Genomic DNA, 25933 nt, shown 5'->3' with positions numbered 1-25933 from the left:
CGCATCCTATGCGGATTACTTAAAAAAAGGAATAGAAATTTTTAAAACGAAATAACAATCTAAACAATATGAAGACGATAAAAAATATTGCAGTATTAACTTCAGGTGGTGACGCACCAGGAATGAATGCCGCTATACGTGCGGTTGTTCGAGCCGGACTTTATAATAATTTAAACGTATTTGGAGTTCGCCGTGGATTTGACGGCCTTGTGAATGGAGACATCATTCCAATGGATGCCAAATCTGTAGCAAACATTATTCAACGTGGCGGAACCGTATTAAAAACGGCCAGAAGTGACGAATTCAGAACATACGAAGGTCGTCAAAAAGCATTTGAAAAGATTCAAACTCTCGAAATTGATGCGTTGGTTGTGATCGGCGGAGACGGTACCTTTACCGGTGCCTCTAAGTTTATCGAAGAATTTGACATACCTGTTATGGGAATACCTGGAACAATCGATAATGATCTAGCGGGTACCGATTTTACAATAGGCTACGATACAGCGATCAACACCGTCGTGGATGCCGTTGATAAGATCAGAGATACGGCTGAATCACATGATAGACTCTTTGTTGTCGAAGTAATGGGTCGAGATTCAGGCCTCATCGCACTACGTTCGGGAATAAGCACTGGAGCCGAGGCTGTATTAATCCCAGAATTGAAGGTTGATTACGACGCGATCATGAAGCGTTTAGACAAAACGCGAAAAAACAAGTCCTCACGCATCATCATTGTGGCAGAAGGGGATGAAGAAGGTGGTTTAGTCGTAGCAGAGAAAATACAAGAAAATTTCCCGCATTACGACGTGCGCCTATCGATACTTGGGCACATACAGCGTGGCGGAAAGCCAACATGTATGGATCGCGTATTAGCGAGTCGATTGGGGGTTGCTTCAGTTGAAGGGCTTCTCGAAGGTCGCAAGGGTGAGATGGCCGGTATAATCTGTGGGCAGGTCACGTACACGCCTTTTGGGAAAGCTATTAAACACATTGACAAAGTCAACGAAAACCTCACACGAATCGTCGAGATTCTTTCTTTATAAAAACCAAGAGGGGCAAAGCCCCTCTTGGTTTTTATTCTTTTAGTTTTTATTTAATATCTCACCTAGCTTCTCCTCAAGTTCGGCTCCACGTAAATTAGATCCGACAATCTTACCTTCCGGATCTATCAAGTAATTTTGTGGAATACCCCGAATAGAATAAAGTTCTACTACCGGCGAATTCCAATATTGAAGATCCGAAACATGTGCCCACTGCTCGAGTTGGTCACTAGCAATAGCCTCTATCCATTTCGCTTTATCATCTGGTTTATCAAGCGACACACCCAAAACGGTGAAGTTTTTATCCTTAAACTTATTGAACGCGGCGACAACATTAGGGTTTTCATGTCTGCAGGGGGCACACCAGCTCGCCCAGAAATCCAACAACACATATTTGCCCCGTAGAGAAGAAAGCGCTATGTCGTTACCCGAAGTATCCGGCAAAGTGAAATCTGGAGCGATTGCCCCCACTGCTAATTTTCCCATACTCGCGATCTTTTCACCAAGATTTTTACCAAGCGTAGTAGATTTCAACCCGGCAGCCAACTTATCGTAGGCTGGTCGTGCAAAAGAGGTGATATTCTCTGGCGAGACTACCTCATTCAATATCGATAAGGAAACATAACTCTCGGGGTTGTTCGTAACGAAGTCCTCGTTAATGGTATTTTGCTTTTCATAAATCCCTTCCGCTTGCTTGCGTAGCGACGCAATGAACAGCTCGTCTTGTTGTTGCTCCGGTGTTGCTGCTTGAAATTTTGTATCAAGCGCTTCAAACTCTTTATTGATAGCCGCTGATTCGGCTTTGTATTTAGAGAAGTCCTCATTAATACCATTTCCAGAGCTCACGGCCGTCGTAAAATCACTCCCCTTAAATTGGATGACACCTTTGGACAAGAACACCGCATTCACTGGAGGACGTTCCTCACTCTCACGCAGCGCACTCATCGTCGCTCCGTTGTTCGAGAGCACTAGTACAGCCTGCACTGGTTCGGAAACCGATCCTTGATACTTAAAAGCGCCATCTTTAACATTCACCGAATCCACTATGCCCTGACCATTATCACGGTATTGGATAAATATTTTTGCATTCGTCGAAGTGCCTCCAATCTTTCCGTCCAAGGTAAATTCTTCTTGGGCAAAAAGCGCTATTGGCGCGACAGCCAAGACTGTCATTATTAAGTTCTTCATTATTGTGTTATTTAAATATCTTATAATTGCTTCTACCAGCTACCACTCGATCCACCGCCGCCAAAGCCGCCGCCACCGAAACCACCAAAGCCGCCGCCGCCTCCTCCGCCGAAACCGCCGCCGCCTCCGAAGCCACCGCCTCCACCGCCACCACGTCCTAGGCCACTTAGAAGGGTCAACCAAAATAGATCAGACGATCCGCGTCCAGTCATCATCTTTCCGCCACCTTTTCCGCCACCGCCTTTTGAAATTAACGATATAACGATAATAACGAAGATTACAATTAAGATAACAGGAACGCCGCCTCCTTTACCTGAACGTTCACGCGGGTCCGCTTTATATTCTCCTTTAGCATAAGCAATTAGTGCATTTGTCGCATTGTCGATCCCTTGGTAATAATTTTCGCGTTGAAAGGACGGTTTAATTTCGTTTTGTATGATCCGATAGGTGATAATATCTGGAAGTACTCCTTCCATCCCATATCCCGTCTGAATAGTAACAGTCCGATCATCTATAGCAGCGAGAAGCATAATACCATTATTGTATTTCGTGCCACCGACACCCCATTTCTTTGCCAAACGGACGGCATAGTCACCGACTTCATATCCATCAGTGGTCTGAACTAAAACCACCGCAATTTGCGTCGATGTGGAATCTTCATATGCCAAAAGCTTCTGCTCTAAGCGTTCCCTGTCCGCAGGATTGAGCACGCCAGCAAAATCCGAGACCAGTTGGCGTGGTGCTTCAGGAAGATCTTGCGCACGCAAGGAGATCATCGTGTGCAGAAGCAGCACGACTACTAGCGCCCACTTGCCTAGGTCTATTTTTGTTTGTTTTATTCGAAACATCTATGTTTAGTTATTTCCATAATAAATATCATCAGGTAGCTCATTAATGTCGTCGCTTCTGCGCGGAAAGAATGCATAGAGCTTTTCGCCCGCATCATGGATTCCCGCAATCAGCCCGTTTGGCACGTCGTCCTGTTTAAAAAAGGACAACATATGCTCCTTAGTTTGATCCCAAAAATGCTCGCCAACCACATCACTAATCCCTTTATCACCAATAATAGCAAATTTGTGATCGTCCACCGCTAGATAAATCAGCACGCCATTCCTAAGTGCTGTCTCATGCATTTTCAATTTTTTAAAAAACGTAACAGCAGCATCGAGCGCACTGTCATGTTTTAATCTTCTATCCACCACCAACCGTATTTCTCCGGAAGTTTTACTTTCGGCAACACTTATAGCCTGAACGATACGATCTTGATCCTCTGTTGAAAAAAGTTCCATTATTCCTTAAATTAAAAAAGATGAACGAGCCGCTCAAAAAACGTCCCCATTCATCTTCAAAATACAATTGAATACAAATTAGAAGGCGACAGTTGGCGCCTGATCAGCTCCCTCGGCGGCTTTAAAAGTACCTTTAGCTTTGAAACCGAAAATACCGGCCATAATATTTTTTGGAAAACTTCTAACCGTCGTATTGTAATCCTGAACAGCTTCGTTATATGCACGACGCTCAACAGAAATTCTATTCTCGGTACCTTCGAGTTGCACTTGAAGCTCTCTGAAATTTTGATTCGCCTTCAAATCCGGGTAGGCCTCAACACTCACAAGCAACCTACCAATTGACTGCGATAAAGCGTCTTGATTCTGCTGGAAATTAGCGATAGCTTCTTCCGAGAGATCATTTGGGTCAACGTTTACCGACGTAGCCTTTGCGCGAGCCTCGGTTACGGCAGTAAGAGTACCCTCCTCATGCTCAGCTGCCCCTTTAACAGTTGCAACTAAATTAGGTATTAGGTCGGCACGACGCTGATAAGCATTTTCTACTTGCGCCCACTTTCCTTTTACATTTTCGTCCTTAGAAACCATGGTATTATAACCACACGAACTAAACGATAAAGCAGTGAATAAACCTACTAAAGCAATCAACAATCTTTTCATATATAATAATTAACCCTTAAAAATGAATTACAAATTAATGAACAAACAGCTCGCTCTACCTCAACGGGTAGTCGAATCATTGTTCGGTTTCATGTCCGGTCACTTGTTCGCAACACGACAATACGAATATACGAAAATTGTTTAAATCTATAGGCTAGCAATAGGCGAAAGAATACCTGCATTTGACATTTAACAAAGATTAAAAACTAATGACTACCCAATCCCAAGTTCTGACCAAATGGAATAACAGCGGCAAAAACGCTAAAATTCTAGCACAATGGTTAACTTTGTCGAAATTTTGGGATAGAAACCCAGCTTGAAAATATGCAAAAAGAAATCGAAATCGTCGTTTCCCCGGATCGCTTGAACGACGTGGAGCACCTAAAAACCCTTCTAGCTGAGCAGCTTAAGGTCCCTGTAAGCCGTATCAACGGTTACAATATCCGGAAACGCTCGATCGATGCGCGTAGCAGACACGCTATATACAGACTCCGCGTAGTCTGCGCCATTGATGAACCGCTAGCTCCGTCTGTTTTTATTAGAAAAATCAAACACGTACATTCTTGCAGTGCAGTAATCATCGTGGGCGCCGGACCTGCTGGATTGTTTGCTGCATATCAATGTCTAGAGCGTGGTCTGCGCCCTATTGTAATTGAACGCGGGAAAATGGTGCAGGAGCGCAGAAGAGATTTAGCTAAAATAAACCGAGAAGGCTTCGTAAATCCTGAATCCAACTACTGCTTCGGGGAGGGTGGTGCAGGGACCTACTCAGACGGGAAATTATACACACGCTCAAACAAACGTGGGGACGTGCAAAAGGTGTTGGAAATATTCGTTAATCACGGCGCAACACAGGATATTTTAGTTGACGCAAGACCACATATCGGAACGAACAAGCTTCCGCACATCATTGAGGATATCAGAAATACCATTATCGAACATGGAGGCATCTTTAAATTCGACTGTCGAGTCGACCAAATAACGACACAATTCGATAAAATTACAGGTGTTACCACTTCTCAAGGAGAACATATTAAGGCAGATCACCTGATACTGGCCACGGGGCACTCTGCACGAGATATTTTCAAATTATTTCGAACAAATGGGTGGAAAATAGAATCCAAACCATTTGCACTCGGGGTCCGAATAGAGCACCCACAAGAGATCGTCGACCAAGCGCAATATCATTGCACCTTACGCCCCCAAAACCTACCTCCAGCATACTACAGCCTCGTGGAACAGATAGATGACCGCGGCGTATTTTCATTCTGCATGTGTCCCGGCGGTGTGATAGCACCCTGCGCGACTGATCATGATGAAATAGTCGTCAATGGTTGGTCCCCATCAAAGCGCAACAACCCGCACGCAAATTCAGGCACCGTTATCCAAATTAATCTCAGCGACGTACCCGGAGCGATAGAAGATCCATTCGCGCTGCTGAATTTTCAACAACAAATCGAACGAAAAGCATTTCAAATCGGTGGAGGGAACCTTGTTGCGCCCGCCCAGCGGATGGTAGATTTCGTGCACGCAAAGGTGTCTACAAATCTCCCTACGAACTCTTATAAACCCGGTACGAAAAGTGTGGATTTGACCCAAGTCCTACCAAAATTCGTCCATCAAGCGCTGCGCGGCGCTTTACCTCGATTTGGTAAAAAGATGAAAGGGTATTATACGAACGAGGCAATTCTTGTAGGCGTAGAATCACGAACCTCTTCACCTGTACGCATTCCGCGCGATAAAGAGACCATGCAACACCCTCAAGTGAAAGGTCTCTATCCTTGCGGTGAGGGCGCCGGCTATGCCGGGGGCATTGTGTCAGCTGCAATCGACGGGATCAACTGCATTAATGCTATACCGCAATAAAATTTCTTTCAATTACACCAACAGCATCTTGTTAATTTTTTTTAAATAGTGTTGACAAAAATGGTACGTTTTAGTACCTTTGTAACACGATCAGCGAAAGTAGCTCAGTTGGTAGAGCACAACCTTGCCAAGGTTGGGGTCGCGAGTTCGAATCTCGTCTTTCGCTCATACAAATCTCTTGGATGGAAATACAAGGGATTTTTTTTTGCACTATTTTTTCCAGCGGGAGAGTATAGGGCGCACGCGTTGCTTACCTCTGCTCTGCGTTACAGATAAGACCTAATGACAAAGCCCCATTCAAAGTTAATTCAAAATGGGGCTTCATTAATTTATAGCATCACCAGCACAAGACTAGCAATCAGAAATAGTTTATGATAAACCTTTTGCTACAAGATTTTCCACATAACTGCGGACCTGCTCGTTTGAGAAACGTGAAGTTACATCAAAAGCAAAAGCGTGTACCAACAGAATACGTGCAGAATCCTCTCCGATACCACGCGCACGAAGATAGAATAATGCCTCCTCGTCGAATTGCCCCATTGTACAACCGTGTGAACATTTAACATCATCCGCGAAAATTTCCAACTGTGGTTTTGTAAACACCGTTGATTTGTCACCGATTAACATATTGTTGTTTTGCTGAAATGCATTTGTTTTCTGGGCATCCTCGCGGACGAAAATCTTCCCGTTAAAAACAGCAGTAGATTCTTCCTGAGGAATATTTTTATACCATTCATACGATTCACAATTCGGCTTCATATGATCAACCACCGTATGGTTATCGACAAACTGCCTCGCATCCGTCAAGTTAATACCGTACAGGTGAGACTCCACATTTTCAGCGTCCAAACGGACGTTGATATTATGCCGCACAAACGATGCTCCAGGGAGGTTGCAGTTATAATTATTATATAAACTGTGCTGTTCTTGATAAACTTCCGTATGGTGGATATAGGCGCTTGAGGATTCAGCTACTTGCAAGTAGTAATGTTGCATTTTCGCTGATTCACGCACAACAATTTCGGTAACCTTATTGTGAAGGTTGTCCGCCGATTCCTTTTGTGTAACAAAAGATTCTATAATTTCAATTTCAGCATTCGGCTCAACAACGATGAGGTTGCGTGTCTGCGCGAAAAAAGGCGAGTCTCCCGCGGCAACGTGCACGATATGAACAGGTTTGGACACGACCTTACCTGCTGCAACCGAAATATACACCCCTGAGGTTTGCAGCGCCGTATTCAACTGGACTAAAACATTATCTGTCTTATCTGCATATTGCGCGTAGTGTGCCTGGAGGTTCGGCTCTTCGTAAGCCTCATCAATTGGCTTTACCGTTAGGCCAACTTCATCGTCTAAAGACGAGAAGGCTAGTACGAACTGCCCGTTGACCAATACGATCCGATGGGCGTCAAGATTCGGTATGTCTGCTAAACTAGCGTCTACCTTATCCACATCCGTCTGGATGTTCAAAACGTATGGCTTGTTTACCAAACTATGAAGATTGGTATATTTCCACTCCTCATTTTTTACAGTAGGAAAACCTTCCTTTTGGAAGCGTTCGAACGCCTCGTGACGTATGGTAGACAGTTTAGAACTTGTCTGAAACGTCTCGGATTCTTCGAACGTGCTTACTAACTGTTGATATAATGATTCTGCAACTAATGTACTCATGTTATTTTTTGTCAATCTGTTAATTAAATTTCCCATAGGGAGCAATTAAACAGTTTGCGTGTCATACTCTTTTAACCAATCGTAACCTTTTTCCTCAAGCTCCAAAGCAAGCTCTTTTGTCCCGGTCTTCACGATACGACCGTCATATAATACGTGAACAAAGTCTGGAACAATATGATCCAACAACCGTTGATAGTGGGTAATCACGACAAATGCATTATCTTTTGAACGCAACTGATTAACACCATTGGCGACAATACGTAACGCATCAATGTCTAATCCAGAATCCGTTTCATCAAGAATCGACAACTTCGGATTCAACATCGCTAACTGGAAAATTTCATTTCTCTTTTTCTCGCCCCCTGAGAATCCTTCATTCAATGAGCGGTTCGCTAAGTTCGCAGAAAACTCCACTAACTTCTGTTTTTCCTTTACCAGCTGCAAGAACTCTTTCGCTTCCATCGGCGGCAAGCCTTTGTATTCCCGAATATCGTTTACCGCAGTTCTCAAAAAGTTAATATTGGAAACTCCGGGGATTTCAACAGGATATTGAAAAGCCAAAAACAACCCCTCACGTGCACGTACTTCCGGCGCCAGATCTAAAAGGTCAATTCCGTCTAGTGTTGCTGTACCACCTGTTACTTCATACGAATCTCTTCCTGCAAGCACATTACCTAAGGTACTTTTACCAGCACCATTTGGCCCCATAATCGCATGAACTTCTCCAGCTTTCACTTCGAGGTCTAATCCTTTTAAAATCTGTTTACTTTCAACAGACGCATGTAAATTCTTAATTGTTAACATTATATTTTACTATTGTGTAGAAGCCTCAACTGCTTTTAACGGTTCGAGCCTCTCTGTTATTCAAATTTTTATCCTACTGATCCTTCTAACGAGATTGCGAGCAATTTCTGCGCCTCTACGGCAAATTCCATTGGCAATTGATTCAAAACTTCTTTCGCGTATCCATTTACAATTAAACCAACTGCCTTTTCCGGATCGATTCCTCGTTGGTTCAAGTAAAATATTTGATCTTCACCTATCTTCGATGTCGTCGCCTCATGTTCTAAAAGAGCCGTTCTGTTTTTGTTTTCGATATACGGAAAGGTATGTGCACCACAACGATCACCAATTAGCAAAGAGTCACATTGTGTGAAGTTCCGCGCTCTAGTCGCGTTCGGTCCAATTTTCACAAGACCACGGTAACTGTTATGGCTTTTACCGGCGGAGATACCTTTGGATACAATCTTCGACCGCGTATTTTTACCTAAATGAATCATTTTGGTCCCCGTATCGGCAACTTGCATATTACGAGTCATCGCAACCGAATAAAACTCGCCTACCGAGTTATCTCCTTTTAAGATAACGCCCGGATATTTCCAAGTGATCGCAGATCCAGTTTCTACTTGTGTCCACGAAATTTTCGCATTATCTCCCTTACAGATTCCTCGTTTGGTTACGAAATTAAAAATACCACCTTTACCGTCTTTATCTCCGGGATACCAGTTTTGTACAGTTGAATATTTGATTTCAGCATCTTTTTCAGCGATAAGCTCAACAACTGCAGCATGCAATTGATTTTCATCTCGCATTGGCGCTGTGCACCCCTCCAGATATGAAACGTACGACCCTTCGTCCGCTACAATGAGTGTTCGTTCAAATTGACCAGTATTTTGCGCGTTAATTCGAAAATAAGTCGATAATTCCATTGGGCAACGAACGCCTTTTGGGATATATACAAACGATCCGTCGGAAAACACCGCTGAGTTCAGAGCCGCATAAACATTATCCGTCTGGGGAACTACTGTACCCAGATGCTTTTTAATAAGATCAGGGTATTCTTGCACCGCTTCACCGAAAGAGCAGAAGATGACTCCTTGCTCTTTTAGCTTCTCGCGAAAAGTTGTTTTCACGGATACAGAATCAAATACCGCATCCACAGCAACAACACCCGCTAATACTTTCTGTTCATTGAGCGGAATCCCTAGCTTTTCAAAAGTCGCCAAAAGCTCGGGATCGACCTCATCCATGCTTTCGAGTTGCTTTTTCGCTTTCGGCGCAGCATAATAAGAAAGTTCCTGAAAGTCTACTTCGGGATTCTTAAAGTTTTGCCAACTCGGCATTTTCATAGTCAGAAAATGACGAAATGCTTTCAGTCGCCACTCTAACAGCCATTCTGGTTCATTCTTCTTGGCGGAAATCAAGCGAACAACATCTTCGTTCAACCCTTTTGGGGTAATTTCCATCTCAATATCGGTTGTAAAACCGTATTTATATTCTTCGAGCTCTAGCTCTTTTAGTAATTCGTCGTCTTTGGTACTCATTTCTCTTCCCCTTAATTTAATCGGCGATTCCTACCTTAATTCGGACAACAAAGGTACAATTTAATATACAATTAATCCCATTCTAAATACACTGAAGACCTATTTTTTAACTAAAAAACGAGTAAATATCGCTTCGACGCGTGATAAACGATTTCCATCGGAATTATTATGACATTAGAATGATTTAAAATAAATAATAACAATAACAAACACCACTTGTTATAGTTTATATCTATAAAGCAAAAATAATGTTTATGATTTTAATACCAAATATTATTTTGTATATTTACGATCCGTGAAATATAATATTTAACAAACACGAATTACGATAATGCCATACCAACCAGATAAAACAGATTTGAAAATCCTAAAACTTTTGCAGGAGAATGGCAGAGTTACAAATCTCCAATTGGCTTCAAATATTGGACTGTCGCCCGCACCCACGCTGGAAAGAGTGCGCAAGCTTGAGAATTCGGGGTTCATAAAAAGTTACCATGCATTTGTTAATGAAGAGATGCTCGGGTTGGGTATAAAATCATTTATACAAATATCCTTAGACTTTCATACACACAACGCTATCCCCGAATTCGTCGAGGCAGTAAAAACAATTCCTGAAGTTACCGAATGCCACCACGTCACCGGAAACTGTGATTTTATATTAAAAGTCTACGTTAAAGATATCAAAGCATATGAATCGGTCATTATGGAAAAAATTTCAAAAATTCCATTTGTTAAAACTTTCCAAACAATGATGATCATGTCAACGAGTAAAAAAGAACCAATCGTTCCTTTAGAATATTAGAAAACAAGACTTAATGCACAAAGAGCAAGAACACTTCAAGGACCTAGCGATCATCTTAACTTGGCCAGAGGCGACCATCCGTGGTGATGAAAAATGGATGATGTTTTTTAAAAAGATTGGTTTAGTAAAAAACCTAAATTTTAAGGTGGGCCACACCGGCATCGTGATTATCAAACGGCAAACCGGCGAAATGCAGTTTTATGACTTTGGACGCTACATCGCTCCGCGGGGCTACGGTCGTGCGCGTTCCAAGTATTCCGACCCCAACCTAGAGATCACCCTGAAGGCCGCGATAAGCAACGATAATATCAAAAACCTTCCTGAAATAATTGAGCATTTTGAAGAACTAAAATCAGCCATGTATGGCGAGGGGATTCTGTATTTCTCGATCGTACACGGGATCAACTTCGAGCAGGCAGAAACATATGGAGACGATTGCGTCCGTCAAGGAACGTTCCCTTATGGGGCAGTCGCGCGCAACAACAACAATTGTTCACGCTTCATAACACGGATGTTGATCCGTTCATCAAAAAAATATACCTGGCGACACAGTATTAATTTTCCTGAAAGCATCAAGGCAAGCCCCATCAGCAACGTGGTCAATGCCGTGAACGATCGAATGATCTACTCCTACACACCAGAACAAGGGCTGAAGCATTTTCGAATGAACCGTTGGCAGTCCTTTGGCTTTCTGTGTAAAAAGCTTGGCGACAATATCAGCCAACAAAAAGCAGCACTCCTGCCCGACGACATCATTATCGGCCAGATGAATTTCAAATCAAAGCCTATCACGATTCCAAAAGACGCATTTTACTTAGGGGGAGTTGGCGATGGCGCCTGGTTTACTGTACAACAAGCGCCCGACCAGAAAGTTCTCGTCAAACGTTTCACTAGCAAAGGTACACTCGAGTATGCAGCACTTGGCGAATCGATGGAACCAATTGACTTCACCAAACCGTTCAATGTCGTATATGACAGTCACCTACTGCACACACACATCACGCAGGAAGGAAGAAAAATACGGATCAACCACACCCAAAAGTTATCGAATGAAGAATACCAGTATAAGGACTTAAAAGAATTATACGCCTAGAGCGTCCAATCGATCGGCTCCTTACCCATTGAGGCCAAATACCGATTGACCTGCAAAAAATGCCCGCAACCGAAGAAGCCCCGATAACAAGATAGTGGAGAAGGATGCGCCGATTTAAGCACTAAATGCTTTTCCGTGTCGATAAGAGCAATCTTTTTCTGCGCATAATTCCCCCACAAAACAAAAACGACATGTTCGAGCCGAACAGAGATTTCCCGGATAACCGCATCAGTAAAATCCTCCCAGCCTTGATTCTGATGGGATCCAGCCTGGTGTCCCCGCACCGTTAGCGTCGCATTTAACAACAAAACACCTTGCCGTGCCCATTTAGAAAGGTCGCCAGAGAGTGGGTAATGGAAATCAGGAACCTCCTGGGTAAGCTCTTTAAATATATTGCGTAGCGAGGGAGGGAATTTCACGCCCAATGGCACCGAGAAGGCCATTCCATGCGCCTGTCCGTGATCGTGATACGGATCCTGCCCAAGAATAACAACCTTCACCTTGGTAAGCGGAGTTTGCTCGAAAGCATTAAAAACTAGTTTTTGGGGGGGAAATACAAGTCCTTGCGTGCGCTCTAGCGACAAAAAATTTGCTAGCCTCCTCATGTAATCCTGCCGGAGAAGCGGGGCCAAAACAGGATCCCAACTAGAATGATATTGACCTTGCATAACACAAAAGTACAATTTTACATATTTATCACCCAAACAAGTTGTATAACCTCCAAAATAACCGGATATTTGTATTCATTTTATACACGTATAAATTTTTACAAATGTCTAATATAGTTCGTATAATTATAAGTAGCCTCCTGTTATTGGGAACTGTTGCGCTGTTTTGGTTCTCCCAGTGGGGATGGGGAATAGCAGGAATCTTTATAACGATCATTGCCTGGGTAACGGTATTTTTTAACGAAAATATGCTCATCGCACAATGGTTTCTACGAAAAGAAAATATGGCACAAGCAAAGCGCTGGCTGAGCAACATCAAAAACTACGAAACGCAATTGATCAGCGCGCAACATGGCTACTACCATATGCTTCTAGGAATTTTAGAATCACAACACGCACCGTTACAGTCGGAAAAGTACTTTAAAAAAGCCTTAGCACTCGGCCTACACATGGATCACAACGTTGCCATGGCAAAACTAAGTTTAGCGGGTGTTGCAATGGCCAAACGAAACAAACGTGAAGCAGAAAAATTATTAGGTGAAGCAAAAAAAGCGGACAAAAACAAACTCCTTGCCGATCAGATTAAAATGATGAAAGAGCAGATGTCCATGATGGATAAGCAGCAATTTAGATACTCCAGATAATCCGGCTTTAAGCGAGAAAAAACAGCTTAATGACAACAACGGTCGTTAAGCTGTTTTTATGAGGGGGGATTCAAAGCAACTTCAGAATCCGACAAGAACCCTTTACTGCATTGGTGCTAAGCTCACCTGGTGGGTGATAAACTTACCAACCTCGCTACTATCCTCAAACACTACGTTAAGCTTATTTGCTTTCTGGTCCGCCCAACCAGCAACCTTTACGATAAGCACAACCGGCTCGTTCTCTTTGATCAGGTAATGCAAATAATTCTGACGATCTTCGATCTTGACAAGCACACGGCCCATCTGAATACTGCTCAATAAGTGTGACGCCCCAGTTTGATCTACCAGCTGCGTCGCGAAGGTATTCAATTTAAATTCCCGTGGGTCCATCTGATAAGAAATCAAAAAAAGCTCTACGATTAGTGTATCACTACAACTGTCCAAATGCACCGATTTCACATCGAACTGAATAGCATCGCTTACATTAACGGTGCTATCCTGTTGCGCAAAGGCACAGTGATCGATCACCAGAAGAATAAAGAAAAAGATAAAAAGGTGTTTTTTCATATGATTTTGAGCAGGAAAACCTCTTGTCCGGAAAGATACGAGGGAGGAAGGCGTCTGCTGAACGTTTCTTCCAACTAAAAAGAAGGAGTGGCTCCTCGCCCCTCCAAGTTGACCAACTGGTTAACGCAAACGATCGGCAGATTTAATTAGTTTCTCATCTTTACGAATCGCTCCAATAGCCATCGCTAGAAGAATGATAGCTACCGGAAGTAGAAAAAAGCCAACACCAATATTACTTGCTTGTATGGATTGGGAGATTCCCCCAAGTTGTGAAGCGGCATTGGAGAACATCCAAACACCCAACAAAACAATCAGTACAATAATTAGACCTACAACTTTAATTTGATTCTTTCTATTCTTATACAAAAAGATAGCAACAAACGGAAGTAGCGCAACAAACCCCGAAACTAGCGCCAGCAGCACCGTAGTTGTTTTCCGTACAGATTCATTATTGACCGAAGAGAAGGTTCCTGTCACTAGAATTCTCTTACCTAAACCTACTAAATCAATGAAGTTCACATAAGGAAAAACAAAAAGTCCAAATAGAACAATAGAAGCTAATAATAACCAGATGGTTTGAATACGTTGAATCATGATGGTAAGTTATATCAATATTAATTCTAACAACAAAGTAAGCAATTTGATTGCTCGATTCAAAAAATAAATTCTCTTGTCAACGATTAAGAAACACAAGGATACTATTAACTTTACAAACAGCTTACGTGAGTTTTCACTAGATTTGTAAAGTGAAGGATACAATACAACGCTTTTTTCTAGAAATTGCCTATGAAGGCACCGCATATCACGGCTGGCAGGTACAGAACAATGCGATATCGGTTCAACAGCGCCTAAACGACGGACTCCGAATCCTACTGCGCACACCTATAGAAACGACTGGCGCAGGGCGTACCGATACCGGCGTGCACGCCAAACAGTTGTATGTGCATATGGACGTCCTTGAAAGTTCAATTAAAGATCCAGGACATTTTATTCATGCTTTAAATGCCCTGCTCCCTGCCGACATCGCTATAAAAAGGATGATTGCGACGAACCCGCAAGCACACGCCCGCTTTGATGCGACAGAAAGGTCGTATGAATATCATATTCATTTCTCCAAGGATCCCTTTTTAGTAAACCGGTCTTGGCAACTACGTGATATACCGAACGTAGATCGTATGAACGCCGCCGCAGAATTTTTATTGGGAAAGCAAGATTTTAGCTGTTTTTCAAAATCCAACACCCAAGTGTTCACGAACATTTGCACCGTAAGCCATGCACAATGGGAAAAAACAGAAGCAGGCTACATTTTTCACATCACTGCCGATCGTTTCCTTCGAAACATGGTACGCGCAATCGTGGGTACCCTATTGGAAATTGGCTTAAAAGATAAAAGTCCGGAATACATTCAGGATGTAATACGAAGTAAAGATCGAGCTAAAGCCGGAACATCCGTCCCCGCACATGCATTATATTTAACAAGAGTTGTTTACCCTTATATAAACGATACACATTGAGTGAACAAAAAATAACCGGAACGACATACGACAATAAGCTCCTGGGGCGAATGGTCAAATATATGAAGCCTTATAAAGGAATATTCTGGGCATCAGTAGTCTTGACCGTCCTGCTAGCAGCGGTTGCACCGGCCTTGCCGCTTTTAATTGAGTATACACTCGATAAGTACATCCTTACCTCCAACACTTCGGGGCTGACCTGGATGTTGATCGTCATGATCATATTATTGATTCTGCAAACCGTGGTGCGCTATTACCATACCCTAACAACCAATACCCTTGGGCAAAATGTTATTCGTGATATTCGTATTGAGGTGTTTAACCACATCACGCAGCTGCGCTTAAAATATTTTGACAACACCCCCATCGGCAGGTTGATCACCCGAACCATCTCCGATTTGGAGACCATCTCGAATATCTTCTCACAAGGTCTCATACAGATAATAGGCGATTTGTTGCAACTCATTGTTATTATCGGTGTGATGTTTTATACCGACTGGAAATTAACATTCGTTGTATTGATACCGATGCCGCTGATGATATGGGCGACATACATCTTCAAAGAAGCCATGAAGGATGCTTTTGTTGATGTCCGCAAATGGGTGTCCAACCTCAACACCTTCTTACAGGAGCACATCAGTGGAATGGCTATTATACAGTACTTCTCCCGCGACGTACAAGAGATAAGGAAATTCGAGAAGATAAATGCAAAACATCGCGACGCGCACATTAGAGCAAACTGGTATTTCTCCATTTTCTTTCCCGTTCTGGAAATCATCGTCGCCATTGCGACGGGATTATTAGTATGGTACGGATCGAAGCAGATACTGGCCAACGAAATCTCTCCTGGTGTAGTTGTAGCTTTCTTAATGTATATCAATATGATATTCCGCCCTATTCGCGAGCTTATTGATAAGTTCAATACATTACAAATGGGCATGGTATCTGCGGAACGTATTTTCGAAGTGCTCGACACCAAAGATTTCACACCAACCGAAGGAAAAAGAACGCTTGATAAGGTACAGGGAGACATCACCTTTAAGAATGTTTGGCTGGCATATAACGAACAAAAATGGGTGCTAAAAGATATTAGTTTCCATGTTTCCCCCGGTGAAACATTAGCATTAGTAGGGGCAACGGGCGCCGGAAAATCCTCCACAATTAATATACTCAGCCGCTTTTACGAAATTCAAAAAGGAGCAATCTTTTTGGATGATATCGATATTCGCGAATACGATCTTCAATTCTTACGCAGCCATATTGCAACCGTGCTCCAAGATGTCTTTTTGTTTTCAGACTCAATCTTAAACAACATCACACTCCAAAACCCAGCAATAAGCCGCGAACAGGTAATTGAAGCAGCCAAAAAAGTCGGCGCTTATGAATTTATCATGCGCCTCCCCGGAGGACTTGATTACCAAGTTCAAGAACGTGGCGCGACCCTCTCTGGGGGACAGGCGCAGCTCGTCTCTTTTATCCGGGCATTAGTTTATAACCCAACCATACTTATCCTGGATGAGGCGACCTCATCTATCGACACCGAAACCGAGGTAATGATTCAACAAGCGATCGATCAGATGATGACCGGCCGCACAGCCATTGTCATCGCTCACCGTTTATCAACGATACAAAAAGCGGATAAAATTGTCGTTTTCGATAAAGGCGAAATAAAAGAAATTGGCACACACAGCGAACTCATCGCAAAAGAAGGATATTATAAAAGCCTATACGACCTGCAGTTTAACTCCGCCAGTATATAATGCTGATACCCGCTAGGCCTTTCTTCAAAGCGTATACATTATTCCGGCATCTATATAATAAACCCTCTAAGGCGCATCCTGCCTTAGAGGGTTTATTATATTACTTCGATCTTGAATCAAATTAATTTAGACCTCGTTTTTTCATCAAATAGATTGGGTCTGGGTCAGCGCCTCTAAATTGTCTATACATCTCTGCCGGATTACCCGTGCCGCCACGCTCTAGAATATTTCGACGGAACGATGCAGCCGTTCCTTGATCATACAAAGATTTCTCTTTGAAAGCCGCAAAGGCATCCGAATCCAGAACTTCTGACCAGATATACGCATAATAACCAGCGGAATAGCCCCCAGCGAATACGTGTCGGAAATAAGTACTTCTGTAACGCGGGATAATCGCATCGATTAAACCGATTTTCTTCATCGCAGCATCTTCAAATGCATTAACATCACTGGCAATTGGGCTCGTTGCAGCGTGATAGTCTAAATCTAATAAGGATGCAGCGAGATATTCAACCGTCGCAAATCCTTGGTCGAACGTTCCAGCTTTCACCAACTTATTTATCAACGAATCAGGAATGGCCTCCTTTGTCTTATAGTGTTTTGCGTAGGACTTTAAGACTTCAGGATCCGCAGCCCAATTCTCCATAATTTGGGAAGGAAGCTCTACAAAATCACGAGAAACCGATGTTCCCGCTAAGCTCCGGTAACGCACGTCCGATAAAAGTCCGTGCAAAGCATGGCCAAACTCATGGAATAACGTGCTCGCTTCATCAAATGTTAGCAAGGCAGGTTGATCCCCAACAGGCTTGGTAAAATTGCACACAATAGATATTACAGGTGCAACGCGCGCGCCACCTTTACGACTCTGCGATCGGTAGGAGGTCATCCATGCGCCACTATCTTTGGATTCTCTAGGAAAAAAATCTGCATATAGAAGCCCTAGATGCGTTCCGCTTTTGTCTTTCACTTCATACACTTCAACCTCCGGGTGATAAACCGGTACGTTGTTCAGCGCGATAAATGTCAAGCCATATAACTTTGTCGCCGTTGCAAAGGCTCCCTCGCGCACAGCCGCCAGGCTGAAATAAGGTTTAATTTCCTCTTCATCAAGAGCAAAACGAGATTTACGAATCTTCTCCTGGTAATACCGCCAGTCATAAGGTGCGACCTCAAAAGTATCTTTTTCCGCCGCAATTTCCGTTTGAATATCAGCCGCCTCAACTTTAGCTTTCTCTAACGCAGGCGCCCAAACCCTATTTAATAACTCATAAACATTCTGTGGGTTTTCTGCCATAGATTCTTCAAGAACGTATGCCGCGTGCGATGGATAACCTAACAAATTCGCCTTCTTCAATCGTAGATTAGCGATTTTTTTAAGGTTATCCTTGTTGTCGAAATCGTTGTCATTATTCCCTAGCTTTTGGTAAGCATCCCAAATCTGTTTTCTCAGATCTCTATTCTCCGCATATTGGAGAAACGGCATAACCGAAGGGTTCTTCAAGGTAAAAATCCACTTACCTGCTTTATTTCTGGCTTCCGCCTCACTTGAAGCAGCAGACTTCAAAGCCTCCGGCAGTCCAGCCAGATCTTCCTCATTATCAACAACTAGCTCAAAGCTATTTGTTTCAGCGAGTAGGTTTTGCCCAAAAGCTGTAGTCAATACAGAAAGTTCCGAATTGATCTTTTTTAACTTCTCTTTTTCTTCCGCCGATAGGTTAGCGCCAGAACGTACAAACCCTTTGTATGTTTCATCCAGCAACTTAGCGTCCTCAAGGTCCAGGTTTAAATTCGCTTTATTGTCATAAATAGCCTTCACGCGGGCAAAAAGCTCGGCATTCAGCATGATTTCATCCCTGTGTGCGGAGAGCTGTGGCGCCAGGTCTTTATCTATCGCTTGAATAGAGTCATTGGTATTTGCAGAATTCAGATTTCCAAACACACGAGAAACATTTCCCAATAGCGTTCCTGCGTTTTCAAGAGCAACAATTGTATTGGGAAAAGTTGGATCGTCCTGATTATTGACAATCGAATCGATTTCTAAATTATGCTGCCTCAACGCCTCCTTGAATGCGGGGCGAAAATGTTCATCTTTGATTATATCGAACGGAGGAACCTCGAAAGGCGTTTCATAAGTTAACAGTAAAGGATTATCGGTAAGCGTCGTTTCTTGTTGATTTTGACAGCCGACTACTACGGCTGAAACGACCAAACAAAAGGGTAGAATTTTCTTTTTATTCATTGGACTGTTTAAAATTTCCTTCAAAGATAGGCATAAATGTATATAAAAAACGTATTAATCCAGCTACACGTGACCGTTACCCCAGAAAACGAGCCCAAAGCAGAACCCGTCGTAACGCCGATGTGCGCGACACCCCGACGACCCATTGGACAATACGCAGGGTAGCTTGGCGTCATTTTTGAACACCTTTTGATGCTAAAAAAACCGCCACGGGTTTTAATTACAAAAAAACGAAGAGACATGATAGGTATCGTAGGTGGTGTCGGTCCTCTTGCCGGACTCGACATCCTAACAAAAATAATAGAAGAAACGCAAGCGCAGTCGGATCAGGATCACCTTCCCGTACACCTTTTCTCGCAACCTCAGAAAGTCGCCGAAACGGCTGCCTACGGAATAAAGCAAACAGGTAAAAACCCGGCTTATGCAATTGTTGAAATCATTCAAGAGCTAGAACGCATCGGTGCCACCTCCGTCGCTATCCCTTACCACGACGCACATGCTCCCCTAATATTTAACGTCATACTCGAAGAGCTCAAAAACAAAAACAGTCGCGTAACTATCCTCAATATGATCAAGGAGACCGTGAAATTCGTTAAAGACCAGTATGCTGGTTTAACTAAGATAGGTGTACTTTCGGCAAATTGCGCTAGGAACGGTGACCTTTATGCAGGCTTCATGGAAGAAAATAATTTAACGGCGATAATCCCGAATGCTGAATTACAAAAAAGTATTGACGCGAGTGTCTACAACGAAACCTATGGCATAAAAACTATCTCATCGCCGGTTAGCAACCGCGCGCGGCAAGAGCTGTTGACATTCATCATGCAGCTCAAAAAAGATGGTGCGCAAGCGGTTATATTAGGCGGTGTTGAGTTTACGCTCGCCGTTCCCGACAAAGAAAGTGCTGGAATTCCAAACATAGATCCCTACCGGGTTTTAGCACGCGCCCTAATTTCAGCCACAAGCCCCGAAAAACTACGTCCGCTCTAACGCGCAAAAATTTTTCGCCCCTCAGAAAATCCGCTTCCACCACGGAACTTTCATGCCCACACACATCTTACCCTCGATGGTCTGAATAGGAAAAACAGGAATGAAGTTTCCCTGACCGGGATCTCCTCGACCAGATTCGAGGTCAAAATGATGTCTGTGTACCGGACATACCAGTTTCCCCCGATCGCACCAGCCCTGGGATAAATCCGCACCAGCATGCGGACACCTAGCTCCAGTCGCATATAGTTGATTACCTTGCTCGACGATACAGATCGTGCGACCGTCAATTTTAACTTTCCTAATTTCACCTTCTTTTGGCAAGGCGCCAATCGGGTGCCAAACTAATTTGTCTCCTGTCATACGATCTTCCAACGAAATACCCTTTGAATATAAGAAAGAAAATTGATAATCAAAGAGTTCTCTACAGCAAAGATTAAGGTAAGAAAACAAAAAACCTGACAGTAGCTACTGTCAGGTTTTTTAAATAATACCTCGATCAATCGAAAATTAATGGAATTTCTTCGAATTAAGTTTTCTATCAGACTCTTTCAAGTAGATCTTACGTAGACGCATTGATTGTGGTGTTACCTCGATGTATTCGTCAGACTGAATATATTCCATAGATTCCTCTAACGAGAATTTGAGCGCCGGTGCAATACGTGTGTTGTCATCTGTTCCCGAAGCACGCATGTTTGTTAACTGCTTGCCTTTTGTGATATTGATCGTTAAATCATTATCGCGAATATGTTCACCTAAGATCTGACCCTCATAAATTTCAACACCTGGATCTACGAAGAAACGACCACGATCTTGAAGCTTATCAATAGAATATGCCGTGGTTGAACCCGCATCAAGAGAAACCAACACACCCGCTAGACGGCCAGGAATAGTACCTTTCCAGGGCTCATATCCTTTTAAACGATGGGCCATTACGGCTTCGCCGGCAGTCGCAGTCAAGACGTTATTCCGTAAACCGATGATACCTCGCGATGGAATCGAAAACTCAAGATGTTGCATATCGCCTTTGGATTCCATAATTAATAGCTCGCCTTTACGCTGGGTTACAAGTTCGATTACTTTACCAGATACCTCAGCAGGAACATCAACAACAAGCTCTTCGATTGGTTCAGACTTAACACCATCAATCTCTTTAACAATTACTTGCGGCTGCCCCACTTGTAACTCATATCCTTCACGACGCATTGTCTCAATCAATACAGACAAGTGAAGAATACCACGACCATATACTAACCAAGCATCCGGCGATTCCGTTGGAACAACGCGTAGAGCAAGGTTTTTCTCAAGTTCTTTTTGTAAACGATCATAAATATGGCGTGAAGTAACGAACTTACCTTCTTTACCAAAGAAAGGTGAATTGTTAATTGTAAATAACATATTCATGGTCGGCTCATCGATGTGCATCACTTCGAGTTGTTCAGGATTTTCGAAGTCAGCGATCGTGTCGCCAATATCAAAACCTTCAATACCGACAACAGCACAAATATCTCCAGCGACAACTTCAGACACTTTAATCCGGCCCAAACCTTCAAACACTTGCAGTTCCTTCACACGTGATTTAACGATTTTACCGTCTCGCTTCACTAACGATATAGGTTGGTTTTCTTTGATTACGCCCCGCGCAACGCGGCCGATCGCAATACGACCAACAAACGTGGAGTAATCGAGAGATGTAACTTGCATCTGCAACGATCCTTCAGAAACTGCTGGTGCAGGAATATGTTCGATAATTGCGTCTAATAAACTGGTGAAATCAGTCGTCGGCTGTTTCCAATCCGTCGACATCCAACCTTGCTTAGATGAACCGTATAATACTGGAAAGTCGAGTTGCTCTTCGTTAGCATCTAAGCTAAAGAACAAATCGAAAACTTGCTCGTAAACTTCATCAGGGCGACAGTTCTCTTTATCAACTTTATTTACAACAACAATCGGTTTGATACCAAGCGCTAAAGCTTTCCCAGTTACAAAACGTGTTTGAGGCATCGGCCCTTCGAAAGCATCTACCAATAAAACCACACCATCAGCCATTTTCAACACACGTTCGACTTCTCCTCCAAAATCCGCGTGACCAGGCGTATCAATGATATTGATTTTTGTACCTTTATAAATAACCGATACGTTTTTAGATACGATAGTGATACCTCGCTCACGCTCTAAATCATTGTTGTCTAAGATAAGATCACCTACATTTTCGTTTTCACGAAATTGATTTGTGAAATATAAGATTTTATCAACAAGGGTAGTCTTACCGTGGTCAACGTGTGCGATAATCGCAATATTTCTGATATTTTGCATTGAGCGTTACTGTATTATAAAAAAATTAGAGGTGCAAAGATAATTAATTTGCACCTCAATTTTTTATTTTTTATGTTATTATTTTATTACTTCTAATGCTTTACCTATTTTAGTAAATGCCGCAATCGCCTTGTCGAGGTGGTTAATATCATGTCCTGCGGATATTTGAACCCGGATTCTCGCTTTTCCTTGAGGCACAACCGGATAGTAAAAACCGATCACATAAATCCCTTCTTCGAGCATTCTACGGGCAAACTCTTGCGCTAATTTCGCGTCATAGAGCATCACCGGCACAATCGGGTGAAATCCTGGTTTTATGTCAAACCCAGCACTAGTCATCTTATCACGAAAATATTTTGTATTGCTTTCAAGTTTATCGCGAAGCTCGGTCGTCTCACTAAGCATATTCAAGACCGACACGGACGCGCCAGCAATCGCTGGTGCTAACGTGTTGGAAAACAAATACGGACGCGAACGTTGGCGCAACATATCGATAATCTCTTTTCGTCCGGAAGTGAATCCTCCTGAGGCCCCACCGAGGGCTTTTCCTAACGTTCCGGTGATGATATCCACGCGGTCGATAACATCAAACAGTTCGTGGGTACCGCGACCATTTTTCCCAACAAATCCCGAACAATGCGATTCGTCAATCATGACGAGCGCTTCATACTTATCTGCTAAATCACATATTTTATCAAGAGGCGCTACCGAACCATCCATTGAAAAAGCACCATCAGTGACAATTATGCGATGACGAGCACCTGTGGCGGCCTTCAATTGCTCTTCTAAATCGGTCATATCACAATTCTTGTAACGAAAACGCTGTGCTTTACACAAACGCACACCGTCGATAATGGACGCATGATTCAGTTCGTCAGATATAATTGCATCCTCAGCGCCTAACAAAGGTTCAAAAACGCCCCCATTTGCATCAAACGCCGCGGCATATAGAATGGTGTCCTCCGTTCCTAAAAAAGAAGATAATTTGGCCTCTAATTCCTTATGAATATCCTGCGTACCGCAGATAAAACGAACTGAAGACATCCCATAGCCATGCGTATCAATCGCTTGCTTGGCTGCCTCAACTACTTTGGGATGGGACGATAATCCGAGGTAATTATTAGCGCAGAAGTTAATAACTTCCTGACCAGTGCTCACTTTAATATCTGCAGCTTGCGGAGTGACTATTACGCGTTCCTCCTTATATAGCCCTGCTTCTTTAATTGCTGCAAGTTCTTTCTCTAATGCGGGTTTCAATGTTTTGTACATTCTAAAAAACTAAAATTTATAAATAAATTCATTTCTTTTTCGTTCGAAATGGATACCTCGAGACGAAGATAAGGGTATAATTTCAATCCCACGCAAGAAATCGATTGCTCAATTTTTACTCATACCGGAGCGCATCAACCGGATCTAGTCTCGATGCTTTAGATGCAGGATAATATCCCGACAGCATCCCTACGCCAACACACACACCGATTCCTAACAACATCCAACGCCATGGCACTATAAAATCGGCCCCTAAGGCCAAAGCCAGCAAATTACCGATGAGGATTCCCAGTATAATACCAGCAATCCCGCCCAACACACAGATGACTATCGCTTCCATTAAAAATTGCTTGCGAATCACTGAAGGCGTAGCGCCAATAGCTTTACGTACGCCGATTTCTCGCGTACGTTCGGTAACCGAAACCAGCATAATATTCATTAACCCGATGGATGCACCAACGAGCGTTATAAAAGCGATAACGATTGCACCAACGGTTACATAGGTCAAATTTTGCATTAACATCTGGGCGACAGCATCCGATTTTACGATTTCAAAATCATTGGTTTGCTTGGCGTTCAACCCCCGGATCTTTCGAAAGGTCGCGATTGACTCTCCTTCGGCAGCATCCATTCGGTAGGGGTCCTCCGTCATTATGGTAATGGCGTATGATGGATCAGAATTACTCATCATCGCCCTTCCCCTTGAAAGTGGCACGTAGCACGCTTTATCCGCGCCGAAGCCGGCACTAGAGCCTTTGCTTTCCAACACACCAACGACAGTGAACCGATTTCCCCCAAGGGTGATATTCTCGCCGATTGGATTTTTATTATTTTTAAATAGCTTCGTTTTAATCTCCTGTCCAATGAGTACGACACTGGTCGCATTGTCGACGTCCTGCTCGGTGAGATTTCTACCATCAGCTATCTTATAACCGGAGGTTTGTAAGTAATTTTCATCCGCGCCGATAACACCAATATTAGGGTTCGTCTTTTCTGAACCGTATTTCGCTGTTGCACCCCAAGTGACATTCACGTTCACCGAGACAATAGCATTGAAATCAAAATTTTCTTTAAAATCTAACGCATCATTGTAGGTAATCGACGAAAAAACTTTTGCTTTGTTTCCCGAAGCACCAATTTGCACATTTATACCGCGATTGCGAATGTTAAACGAATTGGAACCCATTGAAGAGAATGAATTCGTTAAGGAACTTTGTATTGCGTCAATAGAAGTTAACACACCAATCAATGCCATGATGCCAATTGCAATAATTAACGCAGTCAGAAAAGTCCTCAGCTTATTACTAACGATAGACTGTAGGGCGAGTTTTACATTCTCTATATAGGGCATGTTAACGGACATGGCAGTATTATTTTCACCAAGTTACGTTAAAAAATAAAAAGTAAAAACTTTTGACCAAAACAGCTTGAAAAGAAGCCTATTTAATACGGGTCCAAGTCTCGGTTCGTCCGAGCAAAGAAATACCAATGTATCCGCGGATATCAAGTTTATTTTCGCCTTTAAGGGTCATCTTACAACTGTAGGTCTTCCCCGACTTGGGATCATAAATCTCTCCGCCACTGTATGTACGGCCATCTTTGACAAAGCCCGTTAAAATTTCTAGACCTTGAATCTTTCGGTCTTGAAGGTTCTTATCTGGATTTTTCGTATCCTTTTTGTTTGTGTCCTCGATCCAATACAGCGTTCCGAAAAATTTATCCCCTTTGGTAAAGATTTCAATTCTTCCTTCTCCACTTGGGTTTTGCCATTTACCGACAATAGGATCATTGTTTTGGCCGTGTAGTGCTATGGAGGCAAGCAGTGCACACAAAATAATTGCTAAATGTTTCATACCCTTAGTTTTTAGTTAAACTGATCAGCGCGCGTTTGACTGTTTATAATTGTTCCTTAAATATATGCATTTTTTATGCTAGCATAGTAGTTCAAGTAGCAAATAATACGCTGATATACACATCCATCGTATTTAAGCCACAAAATGAACCTTTAACTTTGTATCATTCCGGTGATAGTATAAAGC

The 25933-nt window shown here is 42.8% G+C and carries 24 protein-coding genes and 1 tRNA gene; 9 read left to right on the top strand and 16 right to left on the bottom strand.

Translation table 11 applies throughout. The features are described from left to right. Window positions 1–68: 68 nt before the first annotated feature. Complete coding sequence (gene pfkA, locus FM107_RS11000) at window positions 69–1043, top strand: 6-phosphofructokinase (RefSeq protein WP_086948564.1); 975 nt, start codon at window positions 69–71, stop codon at window positions 1041–1043. Window positions 1044–1082: 39 nt separating this feature from the next. Here pfkA and FM107_RS10995 read toward each other — a convergent pair whose 3' ends face one another. From FM107_RS10995 to FM107_RS10980, 4 genes are all read right to left on the bottom strand, one after another. Beyond that, window positions 1083–2228 carry a TlpA disulfide reductase family protein gene (locus tag FM107_RS10995; RefSeq protein ID WP_086948563.1) on the bottom strand — a complete coding sequence of 382 codons (1146 nt, stop codon included), beginning with the start codon at window positions 2226–2228 and terminating at the stop codon, window positions 1083–1085. Between the two features lie 32 nt (window positions 2229–2260). Continuing rightward, window positions 2261–2896: a YgcG family protein gene (locus tag FM107_RS10990; RefSeq protein ID WP_373407996.1), complete on the bottom strand. Its 636-nt coding sequence runs from the start codon at window positions 2894–2896 to the stop codon at window positions 2261–2263. Window positions 2897–3082: 186 nt separating this feature from the next. Then, complete coding sequence (locus tag FM107_RS10985; protein ID WP_086948561.1) at window positions 3083–3517, bottom strand: TPM domain-containing protein; 435 nt, start codon at window positions 3515–3517, stop codon at window positions 3083–3085. 78 nt (window positions 3518–3595) lie between these two features. Then, entirely contained in the window at window positions 3596–4174 is a 579-nt protein-coding gene (locus FM107_RS10980) for a LemA family protein (RefSeq protein WP_086948560.1), read from the bottom strand. 324 nt (window positions 4175–4498) lie between these two features. Between FM107_RS10980 and FM107_RS10975 the strand changes: the two genes are divergently transcribed. Continuing rightward, complete coding sequence (locus FM107_RS10975) at window positions 4499–6040, top strand: FAD-dependent protein (protein ID WP_086948559.1); 1542 nt, start codon at window positions 4499–4501, stop codon at window positions 6038–6040. A gap of 93 nt (window positions 6041–6133) precedes the next feature. Then, window positions 6134–6206 (top strand) — tRNA-Gly (locus FM107_RS10970). A 203-nt stretch (window positions 6207–6409) separates the two neighbouring features. On the opposite strand, the gene sufD is transcribed toward FM107_RS10970, so the two are convergent. The 3 genes from sufD to sufB form a co-directional block, all read right to left on the bottom strand. Further along, window positions 6410–7711, bottom strand: a complete 1302-nt coding sequence (sufD, locus tag FM107_RS10965; RefSeq protein WP_256959470.1) for a Fe-S cluster assembly protein SufD — start codon at window positions 7709–7711, stop codon at window positions 6410–6412. 45 nt (window positions 7712–7756) lie between these two features. Further along, the gene (gene sufC / locus FM107_RS10960; RefSeq protein WP_086948557.1) at window positions 7757–8515 is read right to left on the bottom strand and encodes a Fe-S cluster assembly ATPase SufC; all 759 of its coding nucleotides are present in this window, start codon (window positions 8513–8515) and stop codon (window positions 7757–7759) included. Window positions 8516–8583: 68 nt separating this feature from the next. Then, window positions 8584–10035, bottom strand: coding sequence for a Fe-S cluster assembly protein SufB (gene sufB, locus FM107_RS10955; RefSeq protein WP_086948556.1), 1452 nt, complete (start codon window positions 10033–10035; stop codon window positions 8584–8586). 331 nt (window positions 10036–10366) lie between these two features. On the opposite strand from sufB, the gene FM107_RS10950 reads away from it, so the two are divergent. Beyond that, on the top strand, window positions 10367–10837 hold the full coding sequence (locus FM107_RS10950) for an Lrp/AsnC family transcriptional regulator (RefSeq protein WP_086948555.1): 471 nt from the start codon (window positions 10367–10369) through the stop codon (window positions 10835–10837). Window positions 10838–10850: 13 nt separating this feature from the next. Next, window positions 10851–11930: a DUF6695 family protein gene (locus FM107_RS10945; RefSeq protein ID WP_086948554.1), complete on the top strand. Its 1080-nt coding sequence runs from the start codon at window positions 10851–10853 to the stop codon at window positions 11928–11930. Here FM107_RS10945 and ung read toward each other — a convergent pair. Then, on the bottom strand, window positions 11927–12598 hold the full coding sequence (gene ung, locus FM107_RS10940) for a uracil-DNA glycosylase (RefSeq protein WP_086948553.1): 672 nt from the start codon (window positions 12596–12598) through the stop codon (window positions 11927–11929). The genes FM107_RS10945 and ung overlap by 4 nt on opposite strands. Window positions 12599–12702: 104 nt before the next feature. Between ung and FM107_RS10935 the strand changes: the two genes are divergently transcribed. Next, window positions 12703–13242: a hypothetical protein gene (locus FM107_RS10935; RefSeq protein WP_086948552.1), complete on the top strand. Its 540-nt coding sequence runs from the start codon at window positions 12703–12705 to the stop codon at window positions 13240–13242. Between the two features lie 102 nt (window positions 13243–13344). Here FM107_RS10935 and FM107_RS10930 read toward each other — a convergent pair whose 3' ends face one another. Both FM107_RS10930 and FM107_RS10925 read right to left on the bottom strand, forming a co-directional pair. Beyond that, window positions 13345–13809, bottom strand: a complete 465-nt coding sequence (locus FM107_RS10930) for a hypothetical protein (protein ID WP_086948551.1) — start codon at window positions 13807–13809, stop codon at window positions 13345–13347. Window positions 13810–13929: 120 nt separating this feature from the next. After that, window positions 13930–14403: a DUF4293 domain-containing protein gene (locus FM107_RS10925; RefSeq protein WP_086948550.1), complete on the bottom strand. Its 474-nt coding sequence runs from the start codon at window positions 14401–14403 to the stop codon at window positions 13930–13932. Window positions 14404–14555: 152 nt separating this feature from the next. Here FM107_RS10925 and truA point away from each other — a divergent pair, with 152 nt between their 5' ends. Both truA and FM107_RS10915 read left to right on the top strand, forming a co-directional pair. After that, window positions 14556–15323, top strand: coding sequence for a tRNA pseudouridine(38-40) synthase TruA (gene truA / locus FM107_RS10920; protein WP_086948549.1), 768 nt, complete (start codon window positions 14556–14558; stop codon window positions 15321–15323). Continuing rightward, window positions 15320–17083 (top strand): ABC transporter ATP-binding protein, encoded by a 1764-nt coding sequence (locus FM107_RS10915; RefSeq protein WP_086948548.1) that lies wholly within the window; start codon window positions 15320–15322, stop codon window positions 17081–17083. The genes truA and FM107_RS10915 overlap by 4 nt, the downstream gene beginning before the upstream one ends. A 121-nt stretch (window positions 17084–17204) precedes the next feature. Here FM107_RS10915 and FM107_RS10910 read toward each other — a convergent pair whose 3' ends face one another. Further along, window positions 17205–19322, bottom strand: a complete 2118-nt coding sequence (locus FM107_RS10910) for a M3 family metallopeptidase (RefSeq protein WP_086948547.1) — start codon at window positions 19320–19322, stop codon at window positions 17205–17207. A 240-nt stretch (window positions 19323–19562) separates the two neighbouring features. Between FM107_RS10910 and FM107_RS10905 the strand changes: the two genes are divergently transcribed. Beyond that, window positions 19563–20312: an aspartate/glutamate racemase family protein gene (locus FM107_RS10905; RefSeq protein WP_179204459.1), complete on the top strand. Its 750-nt coding sequence runs from the start codon at window positions 19563–19565 to the stop codon at window positions 20310–20312. A 21-nt stretch (window positions 20313–20333) separates the two neighbouring features. Here the strand turns inward: FM107_RS10905 and FM107_RS10900 are convergent, their stop codons facing one another. From FM107_RS10900 to FM107_RS10880, 5 genes are all read right to left on the bottom strand, one after another. After that, window positions 20334–20672 carry a Rieske 2Fe-2S domain-containing protein gene (locus tag FM107_RS10900; protein ID WP_143559477.1) on the bottom strand — a complete coding sequence of 113 codons (339 nt, stop codon included), beginning with the start codon at window positions 20670–20672 and terminating at the stop codon, window positions 20334–20336. Between the two features lie 147 nt (window positions 20673–20819). After that, window positions 20820–22625, bottom strand: coding sequence for a translational GTPase TypA (gene typA, locus FM107_RS10895; protein WP_086948544.1), 1806 nt, complete (start codon window positions 22623–22625; stop codon window positions 20820–20822). A gap of 78 nt (window positions 22626–22703) precedes the next feature. Next, window positions 22704–23894 (bottom strand): glycine C-acetyltransferase, encoded by a 1191-nt coding sequence (gene kbl / locus FM107_RS10890; protein ID WP_086948543.1) that lies wholly within the window; start codon window positions 23892–23894, stop codon window positions 22704–22706. A 115-nt stretch (window positions 23895–24009) separates the two neighbouring features. Beyond that, window positions 24010–25257, bottom strand: a complete 1248-nt coding sequence (locus FM107_RS10885) for an ABC transporter permease (protein ID WP_086948542.1) — start codon at window positions 25255–25257, stop codon at window positions 24010–24012. A gap of 76 nt (window positions 25258–25333) precedes the next feature. Beyond that, window positions 25334–25747: a DUF2147 domain-containing protein gene (locus FM107_RS10880; protein ID WP_086948541.1), complete on the bottom strand. Its 414-nt coding sequence runs from the start codon at window positions 25745–25747 to the stop codon at window positions 25334–25336. Window positions 25748–25933: the final 186 nt, after the last annotated feature.

It is taken from the genome of Sphingobacterium sp. JB170 (genome assembly GCF_900163865.1).
Classification (GTDB): Bacteria; Bacteroidota; Bacteroidia; order Sphingobacteriales; family Sphingobacteriaceae; genus Sphingobacterium.
The sequence above is the reverse complement of the archived record's forward strand: the minus strand, read 5'-3'. Positions and strand labels throughout refer to the sequence as shown.